18 protein-coding genes and 1 tRNA gene are annotated in these 21,258 nt (G+C 44.2%); 15 read left to right on the top strand and 4 right to left on the bottom strand.

Features of this window, described 5'->3' with window-relative positions:
- Nucleotides 1–53 precede the first annotated feature (53 nt).
- Nucleotides 54–3,461: a DNA polymerase II large subunit gene (locus tag MMAH_RS03110; RefSeq protein ID WP_013037086.1), complete on the top strand. Its 3,408-nt coding sequence runs from the start codon at nucleotides 54–56 to the stop codon at nucleotides 3,459–3,461.
- Here the strand turns inward: MMAH_RS03110 and mmp10 are convergent, their stop codons facing one another.
- Nucleotides 3,462–4,694, bottom strand: a complete 1,233-nt coding sequence (gene mmp10, locus MMAH_RS03105; protein WP_013037085.1) for a methyl coenzyme M reductase-arginine methyltransferase Mmp10 — start codon at nucleotides 4,692–4,694, stop codon at nucleotides 3,462–3,464. It lies immediately after the preceding gene.
- A 291-nt stretch (nucleotides 4,695–4,985) separates the two neighbouring features.
- Here mmp10 and mcrB point away from each other — a divergent pair, with 291 nt between their 5' ends.
- The 8 genes from mcrB (at nucleotide 4,986) to MMAH_RS03065 (ending at nucleotide 14,136) form a co-directional block, all read left to right on the top strand.
- The gene (gene mcrB, locus MMAH_RS03100) at nucleotides 4,986–6,290 is read left to right on the top strand and encodes a coenzyme-B sulfoethylthiotransferase subunit beta (RefSeq protein WP_013037084.1); all 1,305 of its coding nucleotides are present in this window, start codon (nucleotides 4,986–4,988) and stop codon (nucleotides 6,288–6,290) included.
- Between the two features lie 14 nt (nucleotides 6,291–6,304).
- The gene (gene mcrD, locus MMAH_RS03095; protein WP_245526246.1) at nucleotides 6,305–6,814 is read left to right on the top strand and encodes a methyl-coenzyme M reductase operon protein D; all 510 of its coding nucleotides are present in this window, start codon (nucleotides 6,305–6,307) and stop codon (nucleotides 6,812–6,814) included.
- Nucleotides 6,815–6,820: 6 nt separating this feature from the next.
- Nucleotides 6,821–7,432 (top strand): methyl-coenzyme M reductase I operon protein C, encoded by a 612-nt coding sequence (mcrC, locus tag MMAH_RS03090; RefSeq protein WP_013037082.1) that lies wholly within the window; start codon nucleotides 6,821–6,823, stop codon nucleotides 7,430–7,432.
- Between the two features lie 4 nt (nucleotides 7,433–7,436).
- A complete protein-coding gene (gene mcrG, locus MMAH_RS03085) occupies nucleotides 7,437–8,192 on the top strand; it encodes a coenzyme-B sulfoethylthiotransferase subunit gamma (protein ID WP_013037081.1) in 756 nt (251 codons plus the stop codon).
- Between the two features lie 5 nt (nucleotides 8,193–8,197).
- Complete coding sequence (gene mcrA / locus MMAH_RS03080) at nucleotides 8,198–9,919, top strand: coenzyme-B sulfoethylthiotransferase subunit alpha (protein WP_013037080.1); 1,722 nt, start codon at nucleotides 8,198–8,200, stop codon at nucleotides 9,917–9,919.
- 132 nt (nucleotides 9,920–10,051) lie between these two features.
- A complete protein-coding gene (locus tag MMAH_RS03075; RefSeq protein ID WP_013037079.1) occupies nucleotides 10,052–11,395 on the top strand; it encodes a glutamate-5-semialdehyde dehydrogenase in 1,344 nt (447 codons plus the stop codon).
- Between the two features lie 23 nt (nucleotides 11,396–11,418).
- Nucleotides 11,419–12,549: a glutamate 5-kinase gene (proB, locus tag MMAH_RS03070; RefSeq protein WP_048902244.1), complete on the top strand. Its 1,131-nt coding sequence runs from the start codon at nucleotides 11,419–11,421 to the stop codon at nucleotides 12,547–12,549.
- Between the two features lie 54 nt (nucleotides 12,550–12,603).
- Entirely contained in the window at nucleotides 12,604–14,136 is a 1,533-nt protein-coding gene (locus MMAH_RS03065; RefSeq protein WP_013037077.1) for an ATP-binding response regulator, read from the top strand.
- A gap of 21 nt (nucleotides 14,137–14,157) precedes the next feature.
- Here the strand turns inward: MMAH_RS03065 and ccsA are convergent, their stop codons facing one another.
- Together ccsA and MMAH_RS03055 are read right to left on the bottom strand one after the other, a co-directional pair.
- Nucleotides 14,158–15,207 (bottom strand): cytochrome c biogenesis protein CcsA, encoded by a 1,050-nt coding sequence (gene ccsA, locus MMAH_RS03060; RefSeq protein ID WP_013037076.1) that lies wholly within the window; start codon nucleotides 15,205–15,207, stop codon nucleotides 14,158–14,160.
- Entirely contained in the window at nucleotides 15,204–16,133 is a 930-nt protein-coding gene (locus tag MMAH_RS03055) for a cytochrome c-type biogenesis CcmF C-terminal domain-containing protein (protein ID WP_013037075.1), read from the bottom strand. The genes ccsA and MMAH_RS03055 overlap by 4 nt, the downstream gene beginning before the upstream one ends.
- 236 nt (nucleotides 16,134–16,369) lie before the next feature.
- Between MMAH_RS03055 and MMAH_RS03050 the strand changes: the two genes are divergently transcribed.
- From MMAH_RS03050 to MMAH_RS03025, 6 genes are all read left to right on the top strand, one after another.
- Nucleotides 16,370–16,918: a CDP-2,3-bis-(O-geranylgeranyl)-sn-glycerol synthase gene (locus MMAH_RS03050; RefSeq protein WP_281033903.1), complete on the top strand. Its 549-nt coding sequence runs from the start codon at nucleotides 16,370–16,372 to the stop codon at nucleotides 16,916–16,918.
- A gap of 17 nt (nucleotides 16,919–16,935) precedes the next feature.
- The gene (pyrE, locus tag MMAH_RS03045; RefSeq protein ID WP_013037073.1) at nucleotides 16,936–17,478 is read left to right on the top strand and encodes an orotate phosphoribosyltransferase; all 543 of its coding nucleotides are present in this window, start codon (nucleotides 16,936–16,938) and stop codon (nucleotides 17,476–17,478) included.
- 139 nt (nucleotides 17,479–17,617) lie between these two features.
- On the top strand, nucleotides 17,618–18,922 hold the full coding sequence (purD, locus tag MMAH_RS03040; RefSeq protein ID WP_013037072.1) for a phosphoribosylamine--glycine ligase: 1,305 nt from the start codon (nucleotides 17,618–17,620) through the stop codon (nucleotides 18,920–18,922).
- 10 nt (nucleotides 18,923–18,932) lie between these two features.
- On the top strand, nucleotides 18,933–19,841 hold the full coding sequence (gene argF / locus MMAH_RS03035; protein ID WP_048902099.1) for an ornithine carbamoyltransferase: 909 nt from the start codon (nucleotides 18,933–18,935) through the stop codon (nucleotides 19,839–19,841).
- A gap of 301 nt (nucleotides 19,842–20,142) precedes the next feature.
- Nucleotides 20,143–20,227: transfer RNA gene (locus tag MMAH_RS03030), tRNA-Leu, on the top strand.
- Between the two features lie 100 nt (nucleotides 20,228–20,327).
- A complete protein-coding gene (locus MMAH_RS03025) occupies nucleotides 20,328–20,639 on the top strand; it encodes a nucleoside triphosphate pyrophosphohydrolase (RefSeq protein WP_013037070.1) in 312 nt (103 codons plus the stop codon).
- A gap of 204 nt (nucleotides 20,640–20,843) precedes the next feature.
- Here MMAH_RS03025 and MMAH_RS03020 read toward each other — a convergent pair whose 3' ends face one another.
- Nucleotides 20,844–21,245, bottom strand: a complete 402-nt coding sequence (locus tag MMAH_RS03020) for a secondary thiamine-phosphate synthase enzyme YjbQ (RefSeq protein ID WP_013037069.1) — start codon at nucleotides 21,243–21,245, stop codon at nucleotides 20,844–20,846.
- Between the last annotated feature and the right edge of the window lie 13 nt (nucleotides 21,246–21,258).

Genomic DNA, 21,258 nt, shown 5'->3' with positions numbered 1-21,258 from the left:
TATGACAGACTTTTTTTACTATACCACATATTGTTTGTGAAAGGCAGATCATAATGGGAGACATTGAAGTAAGCGAAACCATGCAGAAATACTTCGACCTGATGGAAGAGGTTCTGCATAATGAAATTGAAATAGCAAACCGTGCACGTTCACAGGGAAAGGATCCAAAACCCGAAACAGAAATTCCCCTGGCAAAAGACCTTGCAGACCGGGTAGAAAATCTTATCGGGGTTGAAGGGGTAGCCGGGCGAATCCGGGAACTGGAAACCGATCTGTCGCGGGAAGAAGCAGCCCTGGCCCTTGGAAAAGACATCGCTGCCGGCAATGTGGGAAACTTTGATACAAAACGTGAGGCAATTGAGAGCGCCATACGGGTGGCGGTTGCAATGCTTACCGAAGGCGTAGTTGCCGCCCCAATAGAGGGAATCGACAGTGTAGGCCTGGGCAAAAATGATGATGGTACGGAATATATCAAGATATACTACGCAGGACCCATACGCAGTGCCGGTGGTACGGCACAGGCTCTTTCTGTACTTGTGGGAGATTATGTCAGAAGAGGAATAGGTGTTGACAGGTACAAACCCCGTAAGGAGGAAGTGGAAAGATATGTAGAAGAAATATTGCTATACAGACGAATTGCCACTCTCCAGTACATGCCCTCTGAAGATGAAATACGCCTGATCGTTGAAAATTGTCCCATCTGCATAGACGGAGAGCCCACTGAACAGGAAGAGGTCGAAGGCTACAGAAACCTCGAAAGGATTGAAACTAACCGGGTTCGCGGGGGAATGGCACTCGTACTTGCCGAAGGACTGGCCCTTAAAGCCCCAAAGGTACAAAAACATGTGAACAAACTCAAAATCGACGGATGGGAATGGCTGGACACGTTCATTTCAGGAGGGAGTTCTGATGAGGAAGACAAAGATGAGAAAAACAAGGTCAAGCCCAAGGATAAATATATGCGGGATCTTATTGCAGGCAGACCTGTATTTTCTCACCCATCCAGGCCTGGTGGATTCAGGCTCCGCTATGGCAGGTCACGCAATACATCGTTTGCGGCATCCGGCATAAATCCCGCAGGCATGGTCATAATGGATAATTTCATCGTTGCAGGGACCCAGCTGAAAATAGAAAGACCCGGAAAAGCTGCTGGAATGGCACCTGTGGACTCTATCGAAGGACCGACCGTGCGCCTCTACAACGGAGATGTGCTTCGAATAGATGATGAAAAAACTGCAATCGAGCTACATTCACAGGTAGAAACCATTATTGACATTGGTGAAATACTTATCAATTACGGGGATTTCCTGGAAAACAACCATCCACTTATACCTGCATCCTACTGTGTGGAATGGTGGGCGCAGGAATATGCAAATAAAACTGGCCAGAATGCCCCTGAAAATCCAAACCAGCATGAAGTAATGGATATTTGTAACACTTACAATCTGCCCCTCCACCCTGATTACATCTGTACCTGGCATGACATTGACAGAGATGAATTCGTAAAACTTGCAGAATTCATTGCTCAAAATGGCATAACAAAAGAGCGGGGAAATAAACTGTTGCTACCTGAAGAAAAAGCAAAGGAGCAGGGAATAAAAACGATTCTGGAAAAACTTCTCGTATTACACCGGATTTACGACGAAAAAATAACAATAGAGAATCCTTTACCTTTTATACAGTGCCTGGGATTTGAGGAGAACCTAAAAAAACAGTGGGAAGAATTGCCCTGTGAAGATGTCCTTGAATGTGTCAACAAACTCTCAGGGTGGACTGTCAGAGAGAAAGCACCAATGCGCATCGGAGCAAGGATGGGAAGGCCGGAAAAAGCAAACAGGCGTAAGATGTCCCCCGCTCCTCATGTATTGTTTCCGATAGGTGAAAGCGGAGGAAATACCCGCATGCTCTCAAGTGCCGCATCCTATAAGGCCAACAACAACAGCAAAGTGGGTGAAATAAATATAGAGATAGGAAACCGGATTTGCCCCTCCTGTGGAATGGAAACCCATGAATTCAGATGTGAATGTGGCACCCATACAATCCCAAAACTTTTCTGCCCCCGTTGTGGCAGGGCTGTCAATAAGGATATCTGTCCAAAATGTAAGGCCACCACATCCTGTGTAACCGCCCACAATATAAATTTTAAAACGATATACGACAGGGCATTTGAGAGGCTGGGAGAACGAAATAAACTGGAATCCTTCAAAGGGGTAAAAAGGATGATGTCAAAGCACATGACCCCTGAGCCTCTCGAAAAAGGAATACTTCGAGCAAAACATGACCTTTTCACATTCAAGGATGGAACTGTAAGGTACGACATGTCGGATCTTCCCCTGACACACATCCGGGCCGATGAACTTGGAACCACGGCTGAAAAACTTCGTGAGCTGGGATATGAGACAGATATTCACGGCAATAAACTGGAGAGTAATGATCAGGTCGTAACCCTTAACGTACAGGACCTGGTGGTGTCCCTGGGTGCGGCAGAGTACATACTTCAAACTACAAAATACATCGATGACCTGCTGGTGAAGTATTATGGACTTGAACCCTATTACAAAGCAGAAACTATAGAGGACATTATCGGAGTGATGCTAATCGGCCTGGCACCACACACATCCGCAGGAGTCCTGGGCAGGTTGGTAGGATTCACAAAAGCATCCGTGGGATATGCACATCCTTTCTTCCATGCAGCAAAAAGGCGTAATTGCGATGGTGATGAGGATTGCGTCATGTTGCTTATGGATGGCCTGATTAATTTTTCACATGAATACCTCCCTGACAAAAGAGGAGGAAAGATGGATGCACCCCTTGTACTCACAACCAGGATTGATCCCAGTGAAGTTGATAAGGAAGCACACAACATTGACGTTTGTTCCTCTTATCCTCTGGAATTTTATGAAAATACATTGAATTATACAAATCCCAAGGAACTGGAAGACATTATTGATCTGGTCAGCGGCAGGTTAGGAACCCGGGCACAGTTTGACGGATTCATGTTTACACACGACACTTCGGATATTGCCGGCGGACCAGTCAAAAGTGCATACAAGACACTTGGTTCTATGGTGGAAAAAATGGATGCCCAACTATCCCTGGCAGAAAAAATACGTGCAGTTGATGTGGCAGATGTGGCTGAAAGAGTCCTCATATCACACTTTCTCCCAGACCTTTTTGGCAATCTCAGGGCATTTTCCAGGCAGGGAACCCGGTGTGTCAAATGTGGTGGGAAGTTCAGGAGAGCACCACTTACAGGCACATGCCCACATTGTGGTGGGAGAGTCATACTGACTGTTCATGAAGGGGCGGTCAAGAAATATCTAGAAGTGTCACTGAAGGTCGCAAAAAAGTATAATGTTTCAAGTTATACTCAGCAACGCATCGAACTTATCGGATACGATATCGAATCGTTGTTCAAGAATGATAAATCAAAACAGATGGGACTTGCGGATTATATGTAATTATTCCACAGGAAGTCCAACGACGTTTATGTGCTGGATAAGCTCGCTGAGATTCTCGATTTCAAAAGAAAGCACTTCATCCCTACCCAGACCAATGGACATTTCGCCGTCATAGGTGAGCTGGTCCGGACCTCGTCTGATAAGTCTCTCCACACCGTCATTTGATAGGATTGATTTTATCTCAGGGTCATGAGCAAGCGTGCGCCCCGGAATCATTACAGTTTCCTTTATCTGCGAAAGGTCAAGTGCCTGGAAATCCTCAATTGTGATCAGACATCCAATATCTTTGTCTGCCGCCACAACATTTACAGGTGCATCCAGAGCCTCGAAAACTTCCTGTAATCTCGGCCGGGCAGCTTTACTGGTAACAATAGTCGCAGTCTTTGTAACTTCCGGGAGTTTGGATAGTGCTGCTTTGTCCTTTCTTATGGCAAAAGGACAGCCAATAAGAGGGTCTTCAAGAGGTGTGCCGGTGATACGCAGATCAAATTTATCTGCCGCATTTATTACTATGGCCTTAAATTCCTCTATCGAATGTGTAGTGATATTTTCCAGAACAGGGGAATTGCGCAGGATCAAACCTTCTTCGCGACTGTTGGCAAAACGCATCAATATTGCTCCCTTTGCACCCATTTCCTGAAGATCTGAAAGAGTTCTTTCCAGGATATTACCATCATTTACACCGGGAATAAGGACAATAGCGGCATATACTTCACATTTATCACAAAAGCGGCGAAGAATTTCAATTGAAGCTTCCGGCTCAGGATCATTCATGTATTTGGCCCTGAGTTGAGGGTCGGTGGCAAAAACCGTAAACGAAACCTCACTGACACCGTGTTCAATATAAAAGGAAGCGTCAGAAGCATCATCAAATCCTTTCCCGCTTGTGTATCCCAGATGGATGGGCTTTTTAAAACGAGAAAGCGAGCTGACAAGTTCCTTAATCTCGGGATAGCAACTGATATCGCCACCCCCACTGATGGTAAATTTATCCGGTTCAGAAGATGAAAAACGTAAATTCTGGGATACATCCCTCATTACTATCTGCAGAGGTTTAAAGCCGGGATAGGACTCCCTTATACTACGTGTACAGTAATCACAACCCTTTGCAAAAGGAAAACAGTTCTTGCAACCAAAAGGTGGTACTTCCTGTACCTTCTTAAAATAACAATATGAACAAAACCCGCGGCAATCAATTCCAGGACTGCCTCCGATATCAGCGACTATCTCCATGTGACCAAGTGGTAGAAAAAGATATTACTAAATCTTTGTGGTTAATTACATAAAAAATCAAATGCAATTAATTATACATCATGAATAATCATTGTATATCGTTCAGACCAAAAAAACGAATGCAAAAGTTTTAAAGGCAAAAACTCCATTGCTGACATGAATAAATTAAAGAAAACCGACTGGAAGGCATTCTCACCCTGAAAGTGCTTACAGCATATCCTCGCTCAAGCGTGGTTGCTTTCCAAATGGGGATTTTCTTTCCATTACAAAAAAATTAAAGGAGGAAAATACGTGTCTGACAAAATAGACATCTACGACGATAGAGGAAAACTCTTAGAAAGCGGCGTTGCAATTGAAGAGCTCGCTCCTACAAGGAACGCGGCAATTCAGCGTATCATCGGAGACACAAAGAGGACTGTAGCAGTCAACCTGGGAGGTATTCAAAAATCTCTCGCAACCGGTAAGATGGGCGGAAAGGCTCGTCACATGCCGGGACGTGAAATGGAACTCGATATTGTGGAAAACGCTGGTGCAATTGCAGACTCCGTAAAAGAATTTGTACAGGTAGACAGTGACGATGACACCAACATCGAGACTCTTGGTGGCGGCAAACAACTTCTTGTTCAGCTTCCAACCGCAAGGCTCACTGCCGGTGCTGACTACTCTTCCGCACTCACAGTAAGTGCAGCAGCAACCGTCCAGACCATTGTTGATATGTTCAACATTGACATGTTCAACGCACCTGTGGTCAAAGGAGCAGTATGGGGTAACTACCCACAGACAATGGATATGGCCGGCGGAAACATCGCTTCAATCCTGAACATTCCACAGAAGAATGAAGGTCTGGGTTACTCCCTGAGAAACATCATGACCAACCACATTGCTGCAATTACAGAGAAAAAAGCAATGAATGCAGCCGCACTGTCTTCCATCTTCGAACAGGCAGGTATGTTCGAAATGGGTAATGCAGTCGGAGAATTCGAGAGACATCAGCTTCTTGGATTTGCATGCCAGGGCCTTAACGCCAACAACGTAGTATACGATCTCGTAAAAGACAATGGTAAAGACGGAACTGTCGGTACCGTAGTACAGTCTGTTGTTGAAAGAGCAATTGAGGACAATGTAATCGAAGTTGACAAGACAGCTCCTTCAGGTTACAACTTCTACAAGGCACAGGATGTATCCATGTGGAATGCTTATGCTGCAGCAGGCCAGCTTGCCGCTACAATGGTCAACTGTGCTGCAGGCAGGGCTGCCCAGAATGTGTCATCCACAATTCTGTATTACAACGATATCATTGAGAAAGAAACTGGCCTGCCTGGCTGTGACATGGGTAGGGCACAGGGTACTGCTGTAGGATTCTCATTCTTTAGCCACTCTATCTATGGTGGCGGTGGTCCCGGTGTATTCAACGGTAACCACATTGTAACCAGACACTCAAGAGGATTCGCAATTCCATGTGTATCCGCTGGTGTATCACTTGATGCAGGTACCCAGATGTTCTCCATCGAGAAAACATCCGGCCTCATAGGTGATGTATTCGGTTCAATCAAAGAATTCAGAGAACCAATAAAAGCAGTCGCTGAATCACTCTAAATGAGTCACAAAGATTGAAGGTACCAATAATGGAAACTTCTGCTTCAGACACAAAAAAGCCCATACAGATCGAGATATTCCCAAAACGTATGATTAAACCCGATACCGTAGAGGGGCTGCTCAATAAACTTTGCAGTCTTGAAGGTATACAAAGGGCATTCATACAGGGGCCGCGCCTGCCTACAAAAGTACCCTTCGGACCTGCTGTCGGAACACCCGTACATCATCCATCAAGGACAAATGTACATTTTGGTAAGACCGAAATGGGTCTGGAAGTACTTGTGGGAAGGATTACACTGGAACTTGCCGGAAAGGAAATCATGGAAGAAATAAATGCAATTTGTGAAGACACACTTCCCTGCGGTTATGACATTAGGGAAGGGCGTTTCATCCAGACAAGGCAAACTGTTTCAGATTATGCAAAAAGAGGCCCTACAGCCGATCCTGCACTATACGGTCTTTATGACCCGAAAAGCAAGGTCGAATCACAGGTAAACCTCCTGAGAACAAATGAAAAGGAATGATTCCAGATGTTTGACCGGGAAACACAGGTTGTAGATTGCAGACACGGAATGGGCCTTGGCAAAGGAGGCGGACTGGCCCAGAGAGGCACGCTTTCCGAAGCCGGCAGGACCGACGTAGTCGCAGTCGCTATGAGTCCCGGAAGACGCCATATCACCAAGCCTGTTTGTGAACTTACTTACGGAATGCGCAAAGAAGACATACAGGTGAGTGTGCTTGTGCTCAATTCGGGATCAGGAGTTCCCGATGAACAGATGAAATCCGGTTCCTTCGGTATAAACCCGGAGGAGATCAGACAGATAAATCGACACAAGATGGCAGTCATTCATACAGGAAACATTCGTGATCATGTTGTCAGGAAAGTAAGGGAAATATTGGTCTATGCAGAAGTGCCGGCAGTGGTTGTCTGTCAGACAATCGTGGACTTTGAAGATTTTGCAAAGGCCGGTATCCATACTAGATTGGTAAAACCTCAAGATAAAAATATCCAGACAAAGGGAAAAGTAATGGAGATTGTGACTGGAGTGACGCGAGGAGAAACTTGTTCTAGAGACAAGTTAAACGAACTCGTCAAAGCAGTGAAATTCACAATGAAATCAATTGATAACAAAGGAGTGTAATCATATGACATATGAAGCACAGTTTTATCCCGGAGCAACAAGTGTTGCGGAAAATAGAAGGAAACACATGTCCGGTAAAGTCGAAAAACTCAGGGAAATCTCTGATGATGACTTAACCATTATTCTCGGACACCGTGTTCCCGGTACAGATTACCCAAGCACCCACCCACCACTGGCGGAAATGGGCGAACCAGAATGTTCCATCCGTGAAATGGTCGAACCTACAGATGGTGCAAAAGCAGGTGACAGAATCAGGTACGTACAGTTTGTAGACTCAATGTACAATGCACCTTCCACCCCATACTTCAGGTCCTACAACACTGCAATTAACTTCAGAGGCGTAGACCCAGGTACACTTTCCGGCCGTCAGGTCGTTGAAGCGCGTGAGAGGGACATGGAAGAACTTGCAAAATTCCAGCTTGAAACCGAAATGACCTGCCCTGCACTTGCATGCCTGCGTGGTGCCAGTGTACACGGTCACTCCCTCCGTCTTCAGGAAGATGGCGTAATGTTTGACATGCTCGAAAGGGTACGTCTGGAAAACGGAACCATCATTGTCCAGAAGGACCAGGTAGGAAGACCAATCGACAAGAAGGTCGACCTCGGAAAACCAATGTCCGATGAGGAAGCTGCAAAAAGGACCACAATCTACCGTGTAGACAATGTCCCATACAGGGAGGACAAGGAAGTCCTCGAATGGGTACACAGGGTCTTTGAACAGAGAACTATGTATGGATACAAGCCAGCTGTACAGGAGTGAGTAAAATGGCAGACGACAGAAAGAGAATGTTCCAGAAAGATTTAGAAGTTAAATTCACAAAGGAGCACGGCACCAACAAGATGGAAGGCGGCGATATTACAGATATGAGAATTCCATATTACCGCCTCGGTGTCGACCAGAACCCCAGGAAACTGGAAATGAAGAAAGTCGGTAAGGATATTGCAGAAAAGAGGGGTCTTGCAGGATACAACCCAATGATGCACTGCGGTGGTATCCCTCTCGGTCAGAGAGCTCTGACACCATCCTTCATATCCGGTAATGATGACATGATGGTCGAAAATGATGACCTTCACTATGTCAACAACGCTGCAATGCAGCAGATGTGGGACGACATACGCAGAACATGTATTGTCGGTATGGATATGGCCCACGAAACCCTCGAAAAAAGACTGAGTATCGAGGTAACCCCTGAAACAATCAACCACTACCTCGAAGTGCTCAACCACGCACTCCCTGGCGGTGCAGTTGTTCAGGAACACATGGTAGAGAGCCACCCTGCACTCGTCGATGACTGTTATGTGAAAATATTCACAGGTGACGATGAACTTGCAGACGAGATCGATGACCAGTTCCTCATCGACATCGACAAACAGTTCCCTGCAGAACAGGCAGAACAGCTCAAAGCCTCAATCGGCAATACTACCTGGCAGGCTGCCCACATCCCAACCATCGTATCCAGAACAACAGACGGTGGTCAGACCACAAGGTGGACTGCAATGCAGATCGGTATGTCCTACATTGCAGCCTACGGAATGTGTGCCGGTGAAGCAGCTGTAGCAGACCTTTCCTATGCAGCAAAGCACGCAGGTGTTGTCAACATGGGTGACATGCTCCCTGCAAGACGTGCACGTGCACCAAACGAACCTGGTGGTGTCACCTTTGGTAACCTCTCAGATATTGTCCAGACCAGCCGTGTAAACCCAGATGATCCTGCAAACGTAACCCTTGAGGTAGTCGGTGCAGGATGTATGCTCTACGACCAGATCTGGCTCGGATCCTACATGTCCGGTGGTGTCGGTTTTACCCAGTACTCCACTGCTGCATACACCAACAATATTCTGGATGACAACCTGTACTATGACGTTGAATACATCAACGACAAGTACGATGGTGCAGCTGAGAAGGGTATCGACAACAAGGTCGCCCCAAGCATGGATGTTATCAAGGACATCGCAACAGAGTCCACACTCTACGGTCTCGAGAACTACGAGAAATACCCAGTTGCCCTTGAAGACCACTTTGGTGGATCTCAGAGAGCAACCGTCCTGTCTGCAGCTGCTGGTAGCGCAGGATCCCTTGCAACCGGTAACGCAAACGCTGGTCTCTCCGCATGGTATCTCTGTATGTACCTGCACAAGGAAGGTCACGGACGTCTGGGATTCTTCGGATTCGACTTGCAGGACCAGTGTGGTGCAACCAACACCTTCTCCTACCAATCCGACGAAGGTCTGCCCCACGAACTCCGTGGTCCAAACTACCCGAACTACGCAATGAACGTCGGTCACCAGGGTGGCTACGCTGCAATCGCAGCAGGAGCACACGCCGGTCGTGGAGATGCATACGCACTCAACCCACTGATCAAGGTCTGTTTCGCCGACGAAATGCTCCCATTCGACTTCTCTCAGCCAAGGAAGGAGTTCGGACGCGGTGCGCTTCGTGAGTTCGAGCCTGCTGGTGAGAGATCCCTCATCATCCCGGCCAAATAAGCACAATACGAAGTAGGCTTATTGCCTACTTCACCTACTATTTTTTTAGACCCAGTTAAATAGCTAAAGCTTTTTTATATGATGATCTTATTTGCTCTTGCCATAGTTACAACCATATAATCAGGTGTTCCCATGACCAATAATACAGAGAAAAAAGTCATACCAGCAAAAGATGCCTCCATCAAACTTGCCAGCATAAATACACTCCTGAAAAATAGAGGGCTTGAAGCAATGGCACAGGCCCTTGAAAAAAATAAAAATTCAATAATTAAGGCAAACCGCAAAGACCTCGAATCTGCTGAGAAGTTAAAAGAGCAAGGGAAAATCTCACAGGCTCTTGTGGACAGGCTGAAAGTAACTGATAACAAAATCGATGGAATGATTGCAGGTATAAGAGACGTCATGGAACTTGAAGACCCAACAGGCAAAACCCTCAGCTGCTTAGAGCTTGATGAAGGACTGGAACTGTATCAGGTAAGTTGTCCGATCGGCCTTATAGGGGTTATTTTCGAGTCACGTCCTGATGTTGTTCCACAGATCATGTCCCTCTGCCTGAAAAGCGGAAATGCAACGATCTTTAAGGGCGGAAGTGAAGCCTTAAATTCAAATCGTACTATTTTCAACATACTTAAAAACGCCCTGGAAGAAACCGGGGATATTCCTGCAAAGGCCTTTCAACTGATGGAAACCCGGGAAGAGGTAATGGATATCCTGGCACTTGATTCCTATATAGACCTGCTCATACCCCGTGGTTCGAACGCTTTCGTGAAGTTCATACAGGATAATACCAGGATACCCGTACTCGGTCATGCAGACGGGATATGCCATGTCTATGTGGACAGTGAAGCAGACATAGAAAAAGCGATTGGTGTCTGCTATGATTCAAAAGTACAGTATCCGGCAGTATGCAACGCGATGGAAACATTGCTTGTAAACAGTGATATTGCAAACAGGTTCCTGCCCGGCATGATAGAAAAATTCGTCAAAGCAGGTGTCGAGGTCCGACTGGATGAGAAAACATACACTATTGCAGAAAATACCGGCATCCAGGGCTTGAAAAAAGCATCCGAGGAAGACTGGAGCACCGAATATAATGATTTGATACTTTCTGTGAAAATGGTTGATTCAATAAATGAAGCAATGTATCATATTAACAGGTACGGTTCCCATCATACAGATTGTATTGTTACTGAAAACAAGGAAAAGCGCCGCATATTTACCGAGCTTGTGGATTCCTCAAGCGTCATGGTCAATGCCTCTACAAGATTTGCCGATGGTTTCAGGTATGGCAAAGGTGCAGAGGTTGGCATCAGCACAAACAAAATACATGCACGTGGACCCGTAGGAATGGAAGGCCTTTTGATATACAAGTATATTCTTCTTGGTAATGGAGACAGGGTATCTGATTATGCAGGGAATAATGCAAAACAATTTACCCACAGGAAACTGGATAAACAGATTAGTGACATCATTTGAAATAACATCCGGGGATCATGATTTTGAGCAAGAGAAAAGTCATCCTTGACAACGCTAAAAAAGTTGTCATCAAAATAGGAACAACTTCCATAAGTAATGATTGTGGAGGATTGAATGAGGAATTCATGAAACATGTGGCCTCACAGATCGCATACCTCCACAGCCTGGAAAAAGAAGTCATTCTTGTCAGCTCTGGTTCTATTGGAGTGGGAATTGATCTGATGCAACTTGGCTGTAAGCCGCGGGAAATTCCTGTTCGACAGGCAGCAGCAGCTGTTGGTCAAAATGTTTTGATGCAAAAATGGATGGAGGCTTTTAGTACTTACGACCTGAATGTAGCCCAGATTCTTTTGACCTATGACTCCTTTACCAGCAGGTTAACCTATCTCAACCTGAGAAACAGTATATCCACCTTGCTGGCATATGGGGTTATCCCGATTATCAATGAGAATGACAGTACATGTGTTCACGAGATAGAAGCCACGCTCGGAGATAATGACAGGCTTTCGGCCATGGTTGCCAGCAAAATGGAAGCAGACCTGCTGATACTCCTATCGGATATTGATGGTTTATACGATAAAAATCCTAAAAGGCACAAGGATGCTGTATTACTGAAAACTGTGTCTGAGATTACACCAACTATCGAAAGTTATGGCGGGAGCCCTTCAAGTACAAAAGGTACCGGGGGCATGAGAACAAAGATCGATGCTGCCAAGATATGCAACATAGCAGGCTGTCATATGGTAATTGCAAACAGCTCTATCCAAAATGCAATCCTGAAAATAATGGAAGGAGAAGAAATAGGCACCCTGTTTTTAGCTGAAGGAGAAGTCCATAAGAACCGGATTCGATGGATTTTACTTGCCCATTCCTCGGGAACAATCATGGTAGATGAAGGAGCCAGGGATGCAGTAAGAAACCGGATGAGTCTCCTGCCTTCAGGTGTGATTGGTGTAAATGGTGATTTTGATCGTGGAGATATAGTAAAACTCGAGTGCAACGGGCAGGTATTCGGGAAAGGAATTACGGATTATACCTCAGATGAATTACAGAAAATAAAGGGAAAACATACGAATATGATAGCAGATATCCTGGGATATAAAAATTATGATAATGTCTTAAACAAGGATAATATAGGGATTTTTAAAGGATGAATTAATATATAAGTATGAATATTTAATATTTAACTGACATATGGATGCGGTGACATGCTTGATGAAAAAATCCCTTCAATTGTCCTTTTAAGCAGCAAAAATAATGAACATTTGCTGGAATATCTTGCATCATACAGGGTGCTACAAGCAGAACCCAAAGAAGATACTATTTCTTTTATCGAAAATAATGCACCGAGCATAGTTATAATTGACAATACTGAGACTGAAGAGGTCAACTACCGCATTTGTAGGGAGATCAAGCAAAATACAGGTGATCGATATCTTCCCATAATTATGTTCACCAAAACAGACAGGGAATGTATAAGAGCAGCTCTGAAAGAGGATGCAGATGATTTTATAACCGACAAATCTGACGACCTGGAAATTCTCACACGAATCAATTCCCTGCTACAGATAAAGACCCTTTATGATAAACTTGCAAAAGAAAGAGACCAGGCACAGACCTACATCGATGTTGCCCAAACACTGATAGGCGTAGTTGACAGGGACCTGAAAGTCGTACTTGCCAATAAAAAATCTTCTGAAGTTCTGGGATATCCACAGGAAGAAATAATAGGACAGAAATGGTTCGATGTCTTTTTGCCGGAAAGGATAAGGGATATGATAAAGACCGGTTATAATATGGTCCTGGAAGGGGAAATTGAACCTCCCGAATTCTCTGAAAAACCTATTCTTACACGTACAGGCGAGGAACGATTGGTGTTCTGGCATGATGTTGTACTCAAAGACGATCAGGGGGGAATCATGGGTACCATCAGTTCCGGTGAAGATATTACCGAAAAAAAGCAGGCAGAAATGGCTCTTGTAGAGGCAAATAAAGAACTTCAGGAACTGGACAAAATGAGAAATGAATTTCTCGCCAATATAAGCAAGGAATTACAGATGCCTCTTGCATCCATCAAAGGTTTCAGCAATTTGCTCGCTAGAGGCGAGTATGGGGAAATAAACAGCAAACAAAGGGACGCCCTGCTTACAATAACCAGGAATTGTGATAGGCTACAAAAACATGTCAATGTCCTTCTCTATGCCAGTGAGGACTGTAGCCAGAATGTGATATACTATTTTGAAGCTACAGATATAAATTCCCTTCTCAACAAGACCCTGGATGAACTGAAAATTAATTTTGCAAAGTATAATCTAACACTTGAAATAAATCTGGAAGATATTCCACAAGTAAATGCGGATGAGACACAACTGAAAAATGTTATTTTCCAAATACTCGACAATGCAATCAAATTTACTCCCGCAAATGGTAAGATAAAAGTTTCCACCAGTAGAACAGGCAAATACGTCGAGATGAAAATAAGGGATTCAGGAATCGGAATAGCCAAAGACAAGGTGGAAAATATTTTCAAAAGCTTTTATCAGGTAGATGGTTCCACCAGAAGAAAATATGGAGGAACTGGCATCGGTCTCTACATTTGTAAGAAAATCGTGGAAGGCCACAAAGGTAAAATCCTGGTGGAAAGCGTAAAAGGGAAGGGAAGTGAATTCACAGTTCAACTCCCGATTCGCACACAACCTGATGACTATACCACTACTGAGAACCTTGCTGTTGCCAATTAAAAATAAAAAGCAAAGAACAGTTCAATCCTGTTCTTCAAAATACCTTTTTGCAAGCAAGGATGTGCCCACAAGCGTAATTCCTGCCAAGAACATACCTATTAAGAAACTTTCTGCATTGAAATCCTGCCAGGAATGGACAGAAGCCCACATACCACTTCTCGTAACAAAAGTTGCAAAAATTACAAGTATAAATGAGAAAATGGCCATTGCTGGCGCCAGGAATCTGAACTGCCCCTGCCTGCCGTATATTGTATGCAGATAAGCTGTCGCTGTAATCCAGGGAATCAACGAAGAGGTCTCAACCGGATCCCAGCTCCAATACCACGCACCCCAACCAAGTACCTCATAAGCCCAGAAACCACCCAGACCGATCCCTGCGGTCAGGAATAACCAGGAAACCCGCATCCAGTTATTGGCTATTTTACGCCAGCTACTGTCACTAAGGAGCAAACCCGCAATAGCAGACGCAAAAGGAATAGTAAAAGCTGCATAGCCCAAGAAAAGGATGGGAGGATGGACAGCCATCCAGGGATTGCGAAGCAGCGGATTCATGCCCTGTCCATCTGTTATGTGATAGGGATGGACAAACGGATTCCAGTTGCTTACCAGAACGGAGCCGGCTTTTGAGTAATATACCGCAAACGGGTTGTCAAGTACAAGCAGCATTAGAAATACCGAAAGAATACCCAGGGACAGTATCCTTGTGACCGTGAATACGTTTCCTGTAGAAAAGCGGGAGGCATACCTGAGGACCAAAAGCATAACCGAAATGGCCCAGGCCCACAACAAAAGAGAACCTTCCTGGCCTGCCCAGAAAGCTGAAAGACGATAATACGTGGAAAGATCAAGACTGGAATGCATATAAACATACTCAAAAAAAGCAGCAACATCATAAAGATAGTACATCAGCATGGCAGAAGCAACTGTGATCAAAACAGCACAGGCAATTTCAAGTCTTGATGAAATTATCTGGTAATTATCATTTTTCCTGCGAAAACCCAGATACGAATAGACCATAGCACATAAACCAAGCAGAAATGCCACCCATATAATAATCATTCCAAAATTCATGCGGCCACCTCCTTTTCACCTTCTTTCAGCACTGTACTTCCAAGAAGCAGTATGCACATACCCCCAAGCATTATGTAAATACCAGCCCAGAGTAAACCGATAAATGGAACTACCCGCAGATACAGGTCAACTTCTCCGGAATTTTCATCGAGGGCTTTGGGAGCAATAAAAACTTCCTCCATAATTCCCCTGTTGATGTATGTAGAAGTATATGTCTGCCTCCATTTTATATCGGTTATATACCGAACTGTGCCCCTGTCAAACTCATTTCCGTTTTTAGAAATAACAAGACCAACATTCGTTGCATAGGAAGAACCGGGATAATTGTCATAGGGAGTACCTTCAAAATTTGAAGCCATGCCCATCACACTTACAGAATAAGGAATTCCCTCAAATGATGTTTCTTCACCAATGCTAACTACAGCTGAATCTTCTACTTTCATTGCTGAACTGAAAATGGTACCGAATATCACCAGCAAGATCCCAATATGGATTACATGGGCACCTATTCCCTTGAAACGAGATTTGCCACTGCGGTTTCTGATAACATCGACTAACCTGTACAGGGATGCCGCAAAAACCGCAATCATGGGAATTATAGAAATGTCTACAAGCATATTCCCGACAGGAGACAAAACTGCCATAAGTGCAGATAATAAAACTATACTTCCAAGGAGGACACCAATATACCTGCCGGAGATATAGGTGACAAGCAGGCAGGCACATAGCAGGATTACAAGTAAACCGGCAATAGGACCTGCCCTGTTATTGAAATATGTTGCATCCATACCTATTTGCATACCACTTAATAACTGAACCACCAGGGGTGTCAACATTCCAATCGTTATCAAAGCTGCAAGTATCCCGAATGCTGTCACAGTTGCAAAAATAAGGTTTTTTCTGGAAATGAGGTTTTTAGGGTTCATGTAAACAAACCTGTCCTGTAAGAATTATATTAGCAAATGGAAAGTTTTTCGGGTATAAAGGGATTTGCCTAATTTAGTTCACGCTGTTAATTATTTGAACTGATAATGATTCCCTCAAAGGAATCATGTTCAGGTAATTTTTCAAAGTACAACGGTAATACAGGAAAAACAGCAAACCCTTATATAAAAACGAAATTAATTGAAGGCAAAAGGGGCTGATCAAGACGCTTGATACAATTATTCTCGCTGTGTGGCTAATGGTGCCTGCCTATCTTCCAAATCCTTTTGCAGCTCTTTTGGGAGGAGGAAGACCTATTGATGGCAAAAGGACCATGGGAGACGGAAGAAGGATACTTGGTGACGGAAAAACGATACGGGGATTTATTGCCGGAAGTTCTATTGGAATTCTTGCCGGAATCCTACAAACGTGGATTGCCTTTACAAAAATCGAATTTATGGGGATTAGATTACCACCTTTTGGGTTTACAATCCCGGATGTAATAATTCCGATTGCTGCTCTTTCGTTTGGCTCTCTCCTTGGAGATATGGCAATGAGTTTTGTTAAAAGAAGAATAAATCTGAAAAGAGGAGCTCCTTTGCCAGTTGCAGACCAGCTTGATTTTGTAGCAGGTGCGTGGATATTGACCTACCTGGTATCCCCACAATGGTTTGTTGCAAATTTTACCCTGAATATCATTATAGTGTTAGTGATACTAACACCTCTTTTACACATAGGGACCAATATAATAGGTTATATACTTGGAATCAAGAAAGAACCCTGGTAACCTCAGGAGATTATGCCATGCAGGAAAACAATGAGAAAGATGAACTTATAGAAGCTCTCAAAAGGTGTGAAGCCGTCAAGTTCGGCCAGTTTACCCTTGCCTCGGGAAAAACCAGTAAATATTACGTTGATATAAAAAAGGCAATTTCAGATCCTGTAACCCTCAAAAAAATCTCTGACATTGCCTCGGCCAGGATTGACCTTTCTAAAACAAACCGTATTGGTGGAGTGGCCCTTGGCGGAGTACCTCTTGCAACGGCCGTCTCCCTGAAAACAGAGATCCCTCTTTTACTCATACGCAAGGATGCAAAGGCATATGGAACCGGCGGGAGGTTTGTAGGTGATCTGGAAGAAGGAGATAAAGTCATACTGATAGAAGACGTTACCACAAGTGGTGGATCAGTTCTTGAAGCGATCAATCTTCTCAGGGACTTCGGTGCCACTGTTGATGAAGTGATTACCGTTGTTGACAGGGAAGAAGGAGCAGAAGCGAATTTGTGGAATGAAAATGTGACATTGAATCCGCTTGTGAAAGCATCCGATCTGCTCAAAGAAGAATAAGCGGTAAAAGCGGAAAGTATTTATTCAATTATCTTGAATGCTCTATTCTAATACTAACTGTTTACAACACAAGTTTGCATAATACAAATGAATATTTATCGACGTGTTCTATAGGATTTTTAATCAGAGAGGTCTACACATGAATGTTTTGCTTATCGGTGGAGGCGGCAGGGAGCATGCCATTGCTGAAGCCATCTCCAGAAGTAAGAGAGAGCCGCAACTGTATGCAGTAATGAGCAAAAAAAATCCCGGTATAGCAAAACTTTGCAGGGATTTCTTACTTGAAAAAGAAACAGATATTAAAAAAGTGGTTGAATATGCCACTTCACGAAATATAGACATTGCATTCATAGGTCCCGAAGCTCCTCTTGCAGCCGGTCTTGTAGATGCTCTTGAAAAAGTCAAAATTCCTTCTGTGGGTCCGAAAAAGGATGTTGCCCAAATTGAATTCGATAAATCGTGGGCCAGGACCTTCATGAAGGAAGAAAATATCGAGGGATGCCCTGCTTTTAAAGTATTCAAAGATGAAAGGGGATTGAAAGAATATATCGAAGAACTCGGGGATGTCGCCATAAAACCCGCCGGGCTTACCGGAGGCAAAGGCGTCAGGGTTATGGGCGATCAACTGCCAGATACCACAGATGCCTATGAATATGCACTGAGCATCCTCGAAAAAGATAGTGTGGTTGTTGAAGAGAACCTGAAAGGAGAGGAATTTACCCTGCAGGCATTTGTTGACGGAAGCACTCTTGCTTTTGCTCCCTGCGTACAGGACCACAAAAGGGCATTCGAAAATGACCTGGGACCCAACACCGGCGGAATGGGGGCATATTCTAACACCGATGTAATCCTGCCTTTCATGATGGTAGATGACCTGGAAAAGGCTAAGGCTATCATGCAAAAGGTAGTAGAAAAACTCTGTGAGGTTACAGGAATCCCATACCAGGGCATCCTTTACGGCCAGTTCATCCTTACTAGGAAAGGACCAAAGGTAATAGAATTCAATGCGCGTTTCGGAGATCCCGAAGCTATGAACGTAATGCCTCTGCTTGAGACCGATATACTTGATGTCATGGAGGCTATCGTGGAGGAGCGTCTGGAAGACCTCGATGTGGTATTTAGCAAAAGGGCAACTGTGTGTAAGTACGTGGTTCCTGCAGGATATCCGGATAACCCTGATTCAGACAAAGAGATAGTTTTCGGGGATATGGGCGATGCAATTTTGTTCTATTCCAGTGTATATGAAAAGGATGGTAAAATCTATACCAGCACGTCTCGATCCGCAGCTGTTGTCGGTATCGCGGATTCCATAAGCAAGGCTGAAAGAATAGCACAGGATGCACTTGAGAATATCATCGGCGATCTGCATTCACGCCGGGATATCGGCACCCGGGCTCTTGTACGAAAGAAAATCACACATATGAATAAGATAAGAGAATTTTAACAGGGCTGATATAATGAAACATGTTCTGTCAATGACGGACCTTTCCAAAGAAGACATAATGGATATATTGGAGACCGGAGAGGATCTGAAAGAAAAGAGAATAAAAGGCAAGGTCACTGATCTGCTGAAAAACAAAAGCCTTGCGATGATTTTTGAAAAATCATCTACCAGAACCCGCGTTTCCTTTGAGGTGGCCATGAGTGATATGGGTGGCCATTCCCTGTATCTTAACCAGAGAGACATGCAGATAGGAAGAGGTGAAACGGTTGCAGACACTGCAAAGGTCCTTTCCAGGTATGTATCAGCTATTACGGCCAGAGTGAACAGCCACTCAACTGTGGAAGAACTCGCAGAACATGCTACCGTGCCTGTTATCAATGCACTCTCCGACAAGGAACACCCCTGCCAGATCCTGGCAGATCTGTTAACCATCAAGGAGTACAAAAGCACACTGGAAGGGCAAAAACTTACCTGGGTGGGCGATGGTAACAATGTGTGCAATTCAATGATACTTGGTTGTGTCATAGTAGGAATGGAGATTGCCGTGGCCTGTCCTGATGGCTACGAACCGGACGATGATATCGTAAAAATGGCACGTGAAATGGGTGGCAAGGTTGAGATACTCAGAGATCCGATAGAGGCTTCTACTGATGCTGACGTTCTCTATACAGATGTCTGGATATCCATGGGAGATGAAGAGGAAAGGGATAAAAGGCTGAGTGACCTGGCGGACTACCAGATTAACAGTACGTTGCTTGATGTCGCAAAGAATGATGTAATCATTATGCATTGCCTGCCGGCCCACAGGGGAGAAGAGATATCTGCCGAGGTCATGGACGGTACCCATTCCGTGGTTTTCGATCAGGCAGAAAACCGGTTGCATGCACAGAAAGCCCTGATATTGAAACTTATCGGATGAGAAATAGCTCATCCGTTTGTTCCTTTTTCATTTTAATGACCCTTTATCTTTTTTAATGGCATATTCATAATCACCCCTCATTGGAAAAAACAGGCAAAAGAGGCTATATACCGGCCATGCATTCTGTTGATAGGGCAGAATAAAAATTCTAACCCATGCGCCGGGGGTAAAACTTCCGGCTTACAACCTCCAAAAAAGACTCCTATATTTAGATGTCAGGGTGAAACATCCCTGACCTACTGTTTATCCAGAACCAAAACCCTTAAGAATCAAAAGCCCTATCTATAGCCAGAAATCGTGTGCGAGGGTTGCCCAGCCAGGCCAAAGGCGATAGGTTCAGGGCCTATTCTCGTAGGAGTTCGAGGGTTCGAATCCCTTCCCTCGCATCATGAAATTTTTTATTAATAGTTCTGTTTAACTGTACTATGTCTAATAATCATCTTCATAGAAACATCCCTACAGTATACATATAAGAAGGGTGGTGTTTTGACTAGAATTAATAAAGTAATCAGGGATAAAATTCCTGAAATAATCAGAAGCAGCGGCAGAGAGTGCACATTGAAATCATTGGATGATGAGACTTTTTTACCCGAGCTGGAAAAGAAACTGCATGAAGAAATCGATGAATATATAGACTCTCAAGATGTAGAGGAACTGATCGATATCTTGGAAGTTGTGTACAGGATTGCACAACTGCGAGGTTATTCCAAAGCAGAACTTGAAAGAATAAGGATGCAAAAACAGGTCAATAACGGTGCTTTCATGAGGAATCTGTACTTATTTGAAACATCGGGATGAAAAAGAAGTAAAAAACATTCACAGGTATCCAGCAGATGTCGGCTTTTTCCTACCCGTTCATCTCCCGGATGCACCGGCTCTATATGTGCCACTTTCTTTTTCTTATCTTTGCCTTCAGTTTCATTCTCTTCCTTATTCTCTTTATCCACCATAATAGACCACCTATACATAATTAGCACTGGTTAATGTATTAGGGATGCTAATTCATCCCCTGAAACCATATGAGGATACCATTATATCTACACTCCTCTTGCGCGGCCCATCCAGTTCCACAAGGAATATACTCTGCCATGTACCAAGTTCAAGGTCGCCCTTTCTCACAGGCATTGTTTCACTGTTTCCCAGAAGAACAGCTCTTAAGTGGGCATCTGCATTGTTATCTATCCTATCATGATAGTAGTCTGCATTTGAAGGAACCAGTTTTTCCAGCAATTCCATAATATCAGAAACCAAGCCCGACTCGTTTTCATTGACTATTATCGCGCATGTTGTGTGGGAAGTACTGATCGTACACATTCCTTCATTGATATTACTGCTTCTCACCACATCGGACACCTTATCGGTAATATCCACGATTTCAACACTTTTGCTGGTGGACAATTGCATACAGTTCCCTCCA

This window comes from Methanohalophilus mahii DSM 5219, from assembly GCF_000025865.1.
GTDB classification, from domain to species: domain Archaea; phylum Halobacteriota; class Methanosarcinia; order Methanosarcinales; family Methanosarcinaceae; genus Methanohalophilus; species Methanohalophilus mahii.
The sequence above is the reverse complement of the archived record's forward strand: the minus strand, read 5'-3'. Positions and strand labels throughout refer to the sequence as shown.

What these genes read in the sequence shown, in the direction of transcription:
- purD (WP_013037072.1), top strand. Translation starts at nt 17,618, where the DNA reads ATGAATGTTTTGCTTATCGGTGGAGGCGGCAGGGAGCATGCCATTGCT.
- mcrA (WP_013037080.1), top strand. Translation starts at nt 8,198, where the DNA reads ATGGCAGACGACAGAAAGAGAATGTTCCAGAAAGATTTAGAAGTTAAA.
- mcrC (WP_013037082.1), top strand. Translation starts at nt 6,821, where the DNA reads ATGTTTGACCGGGAAACACAGGTTGTAGATTGCAGACACGGAATGGGC.
- MMAH_RS03065 (WP_013037077.1), top strand. Translation starts at nt 12,604, where the DNA reads ATGCTTGATGAAAAAATCCCTTCAATTGTCCTTTTAAGCAGCAAAAAT.
- MMAH_RS03075 (WP_013037079.1), top strand. Translation starts at nt 10,052, where the DNA reads ATGACCAATAATACAGAGAAAAAAGTCATACCAGCAAAAGATGCCTCC.
- mcrG (WP_013037081.1), top strand. Translation starts at nt 7,437, where the DNA reads ATGACATATGAAGCACAGTTTTATCCCGGAGCAACAAGTGTTGCGGAA.
- MMAH_RS03110 (WP_013037086.1), top strand. Translation starts at nt 54, where the DNA reads ATGGGAGACATTGAAGTAAGCGAAACCATGCAGAAATACTTCGACCTG.
- ccsA (WP_013037076.1), bottom strand. Translation starts at nt 15,207, where the DNA reads ATGAATTTTGGAATGATTATTATATGGGTGGCATTTCTGCTTGGTTTA.
- MMAH_RS03020 (WP_013037069.1), bottom strand. Translation starts at nt 21,245, where the DNA reads ATGCAATTGTCCACCAGCAAAAGTGTTGAAATCGTGGATATTACCGAT.
- pyrE (WP_013037073.1), top strand. Translation starts at nt 16,936, where the DNA reads ATGCAGGAAAACAATGAGAAAGATGAACTTATAGAAGCTCTCAAAAGG.
- MMAH_RS03055 (WP_013037075.1), bottom strand. Translation starts at nt 16,133, where the DNA reads ATGAACCCTAAAAACCTCATTTCCAGAAAAAACCTTATTTTTGCAACT.
- mmp10 (WP_013037085.1), bottom strand. Translation starts at nt 4,694, where the DNA reads ATGGAGATAGTCGCTGATATCGGAGGCAGTCCTGGAATTGATTGCCGC.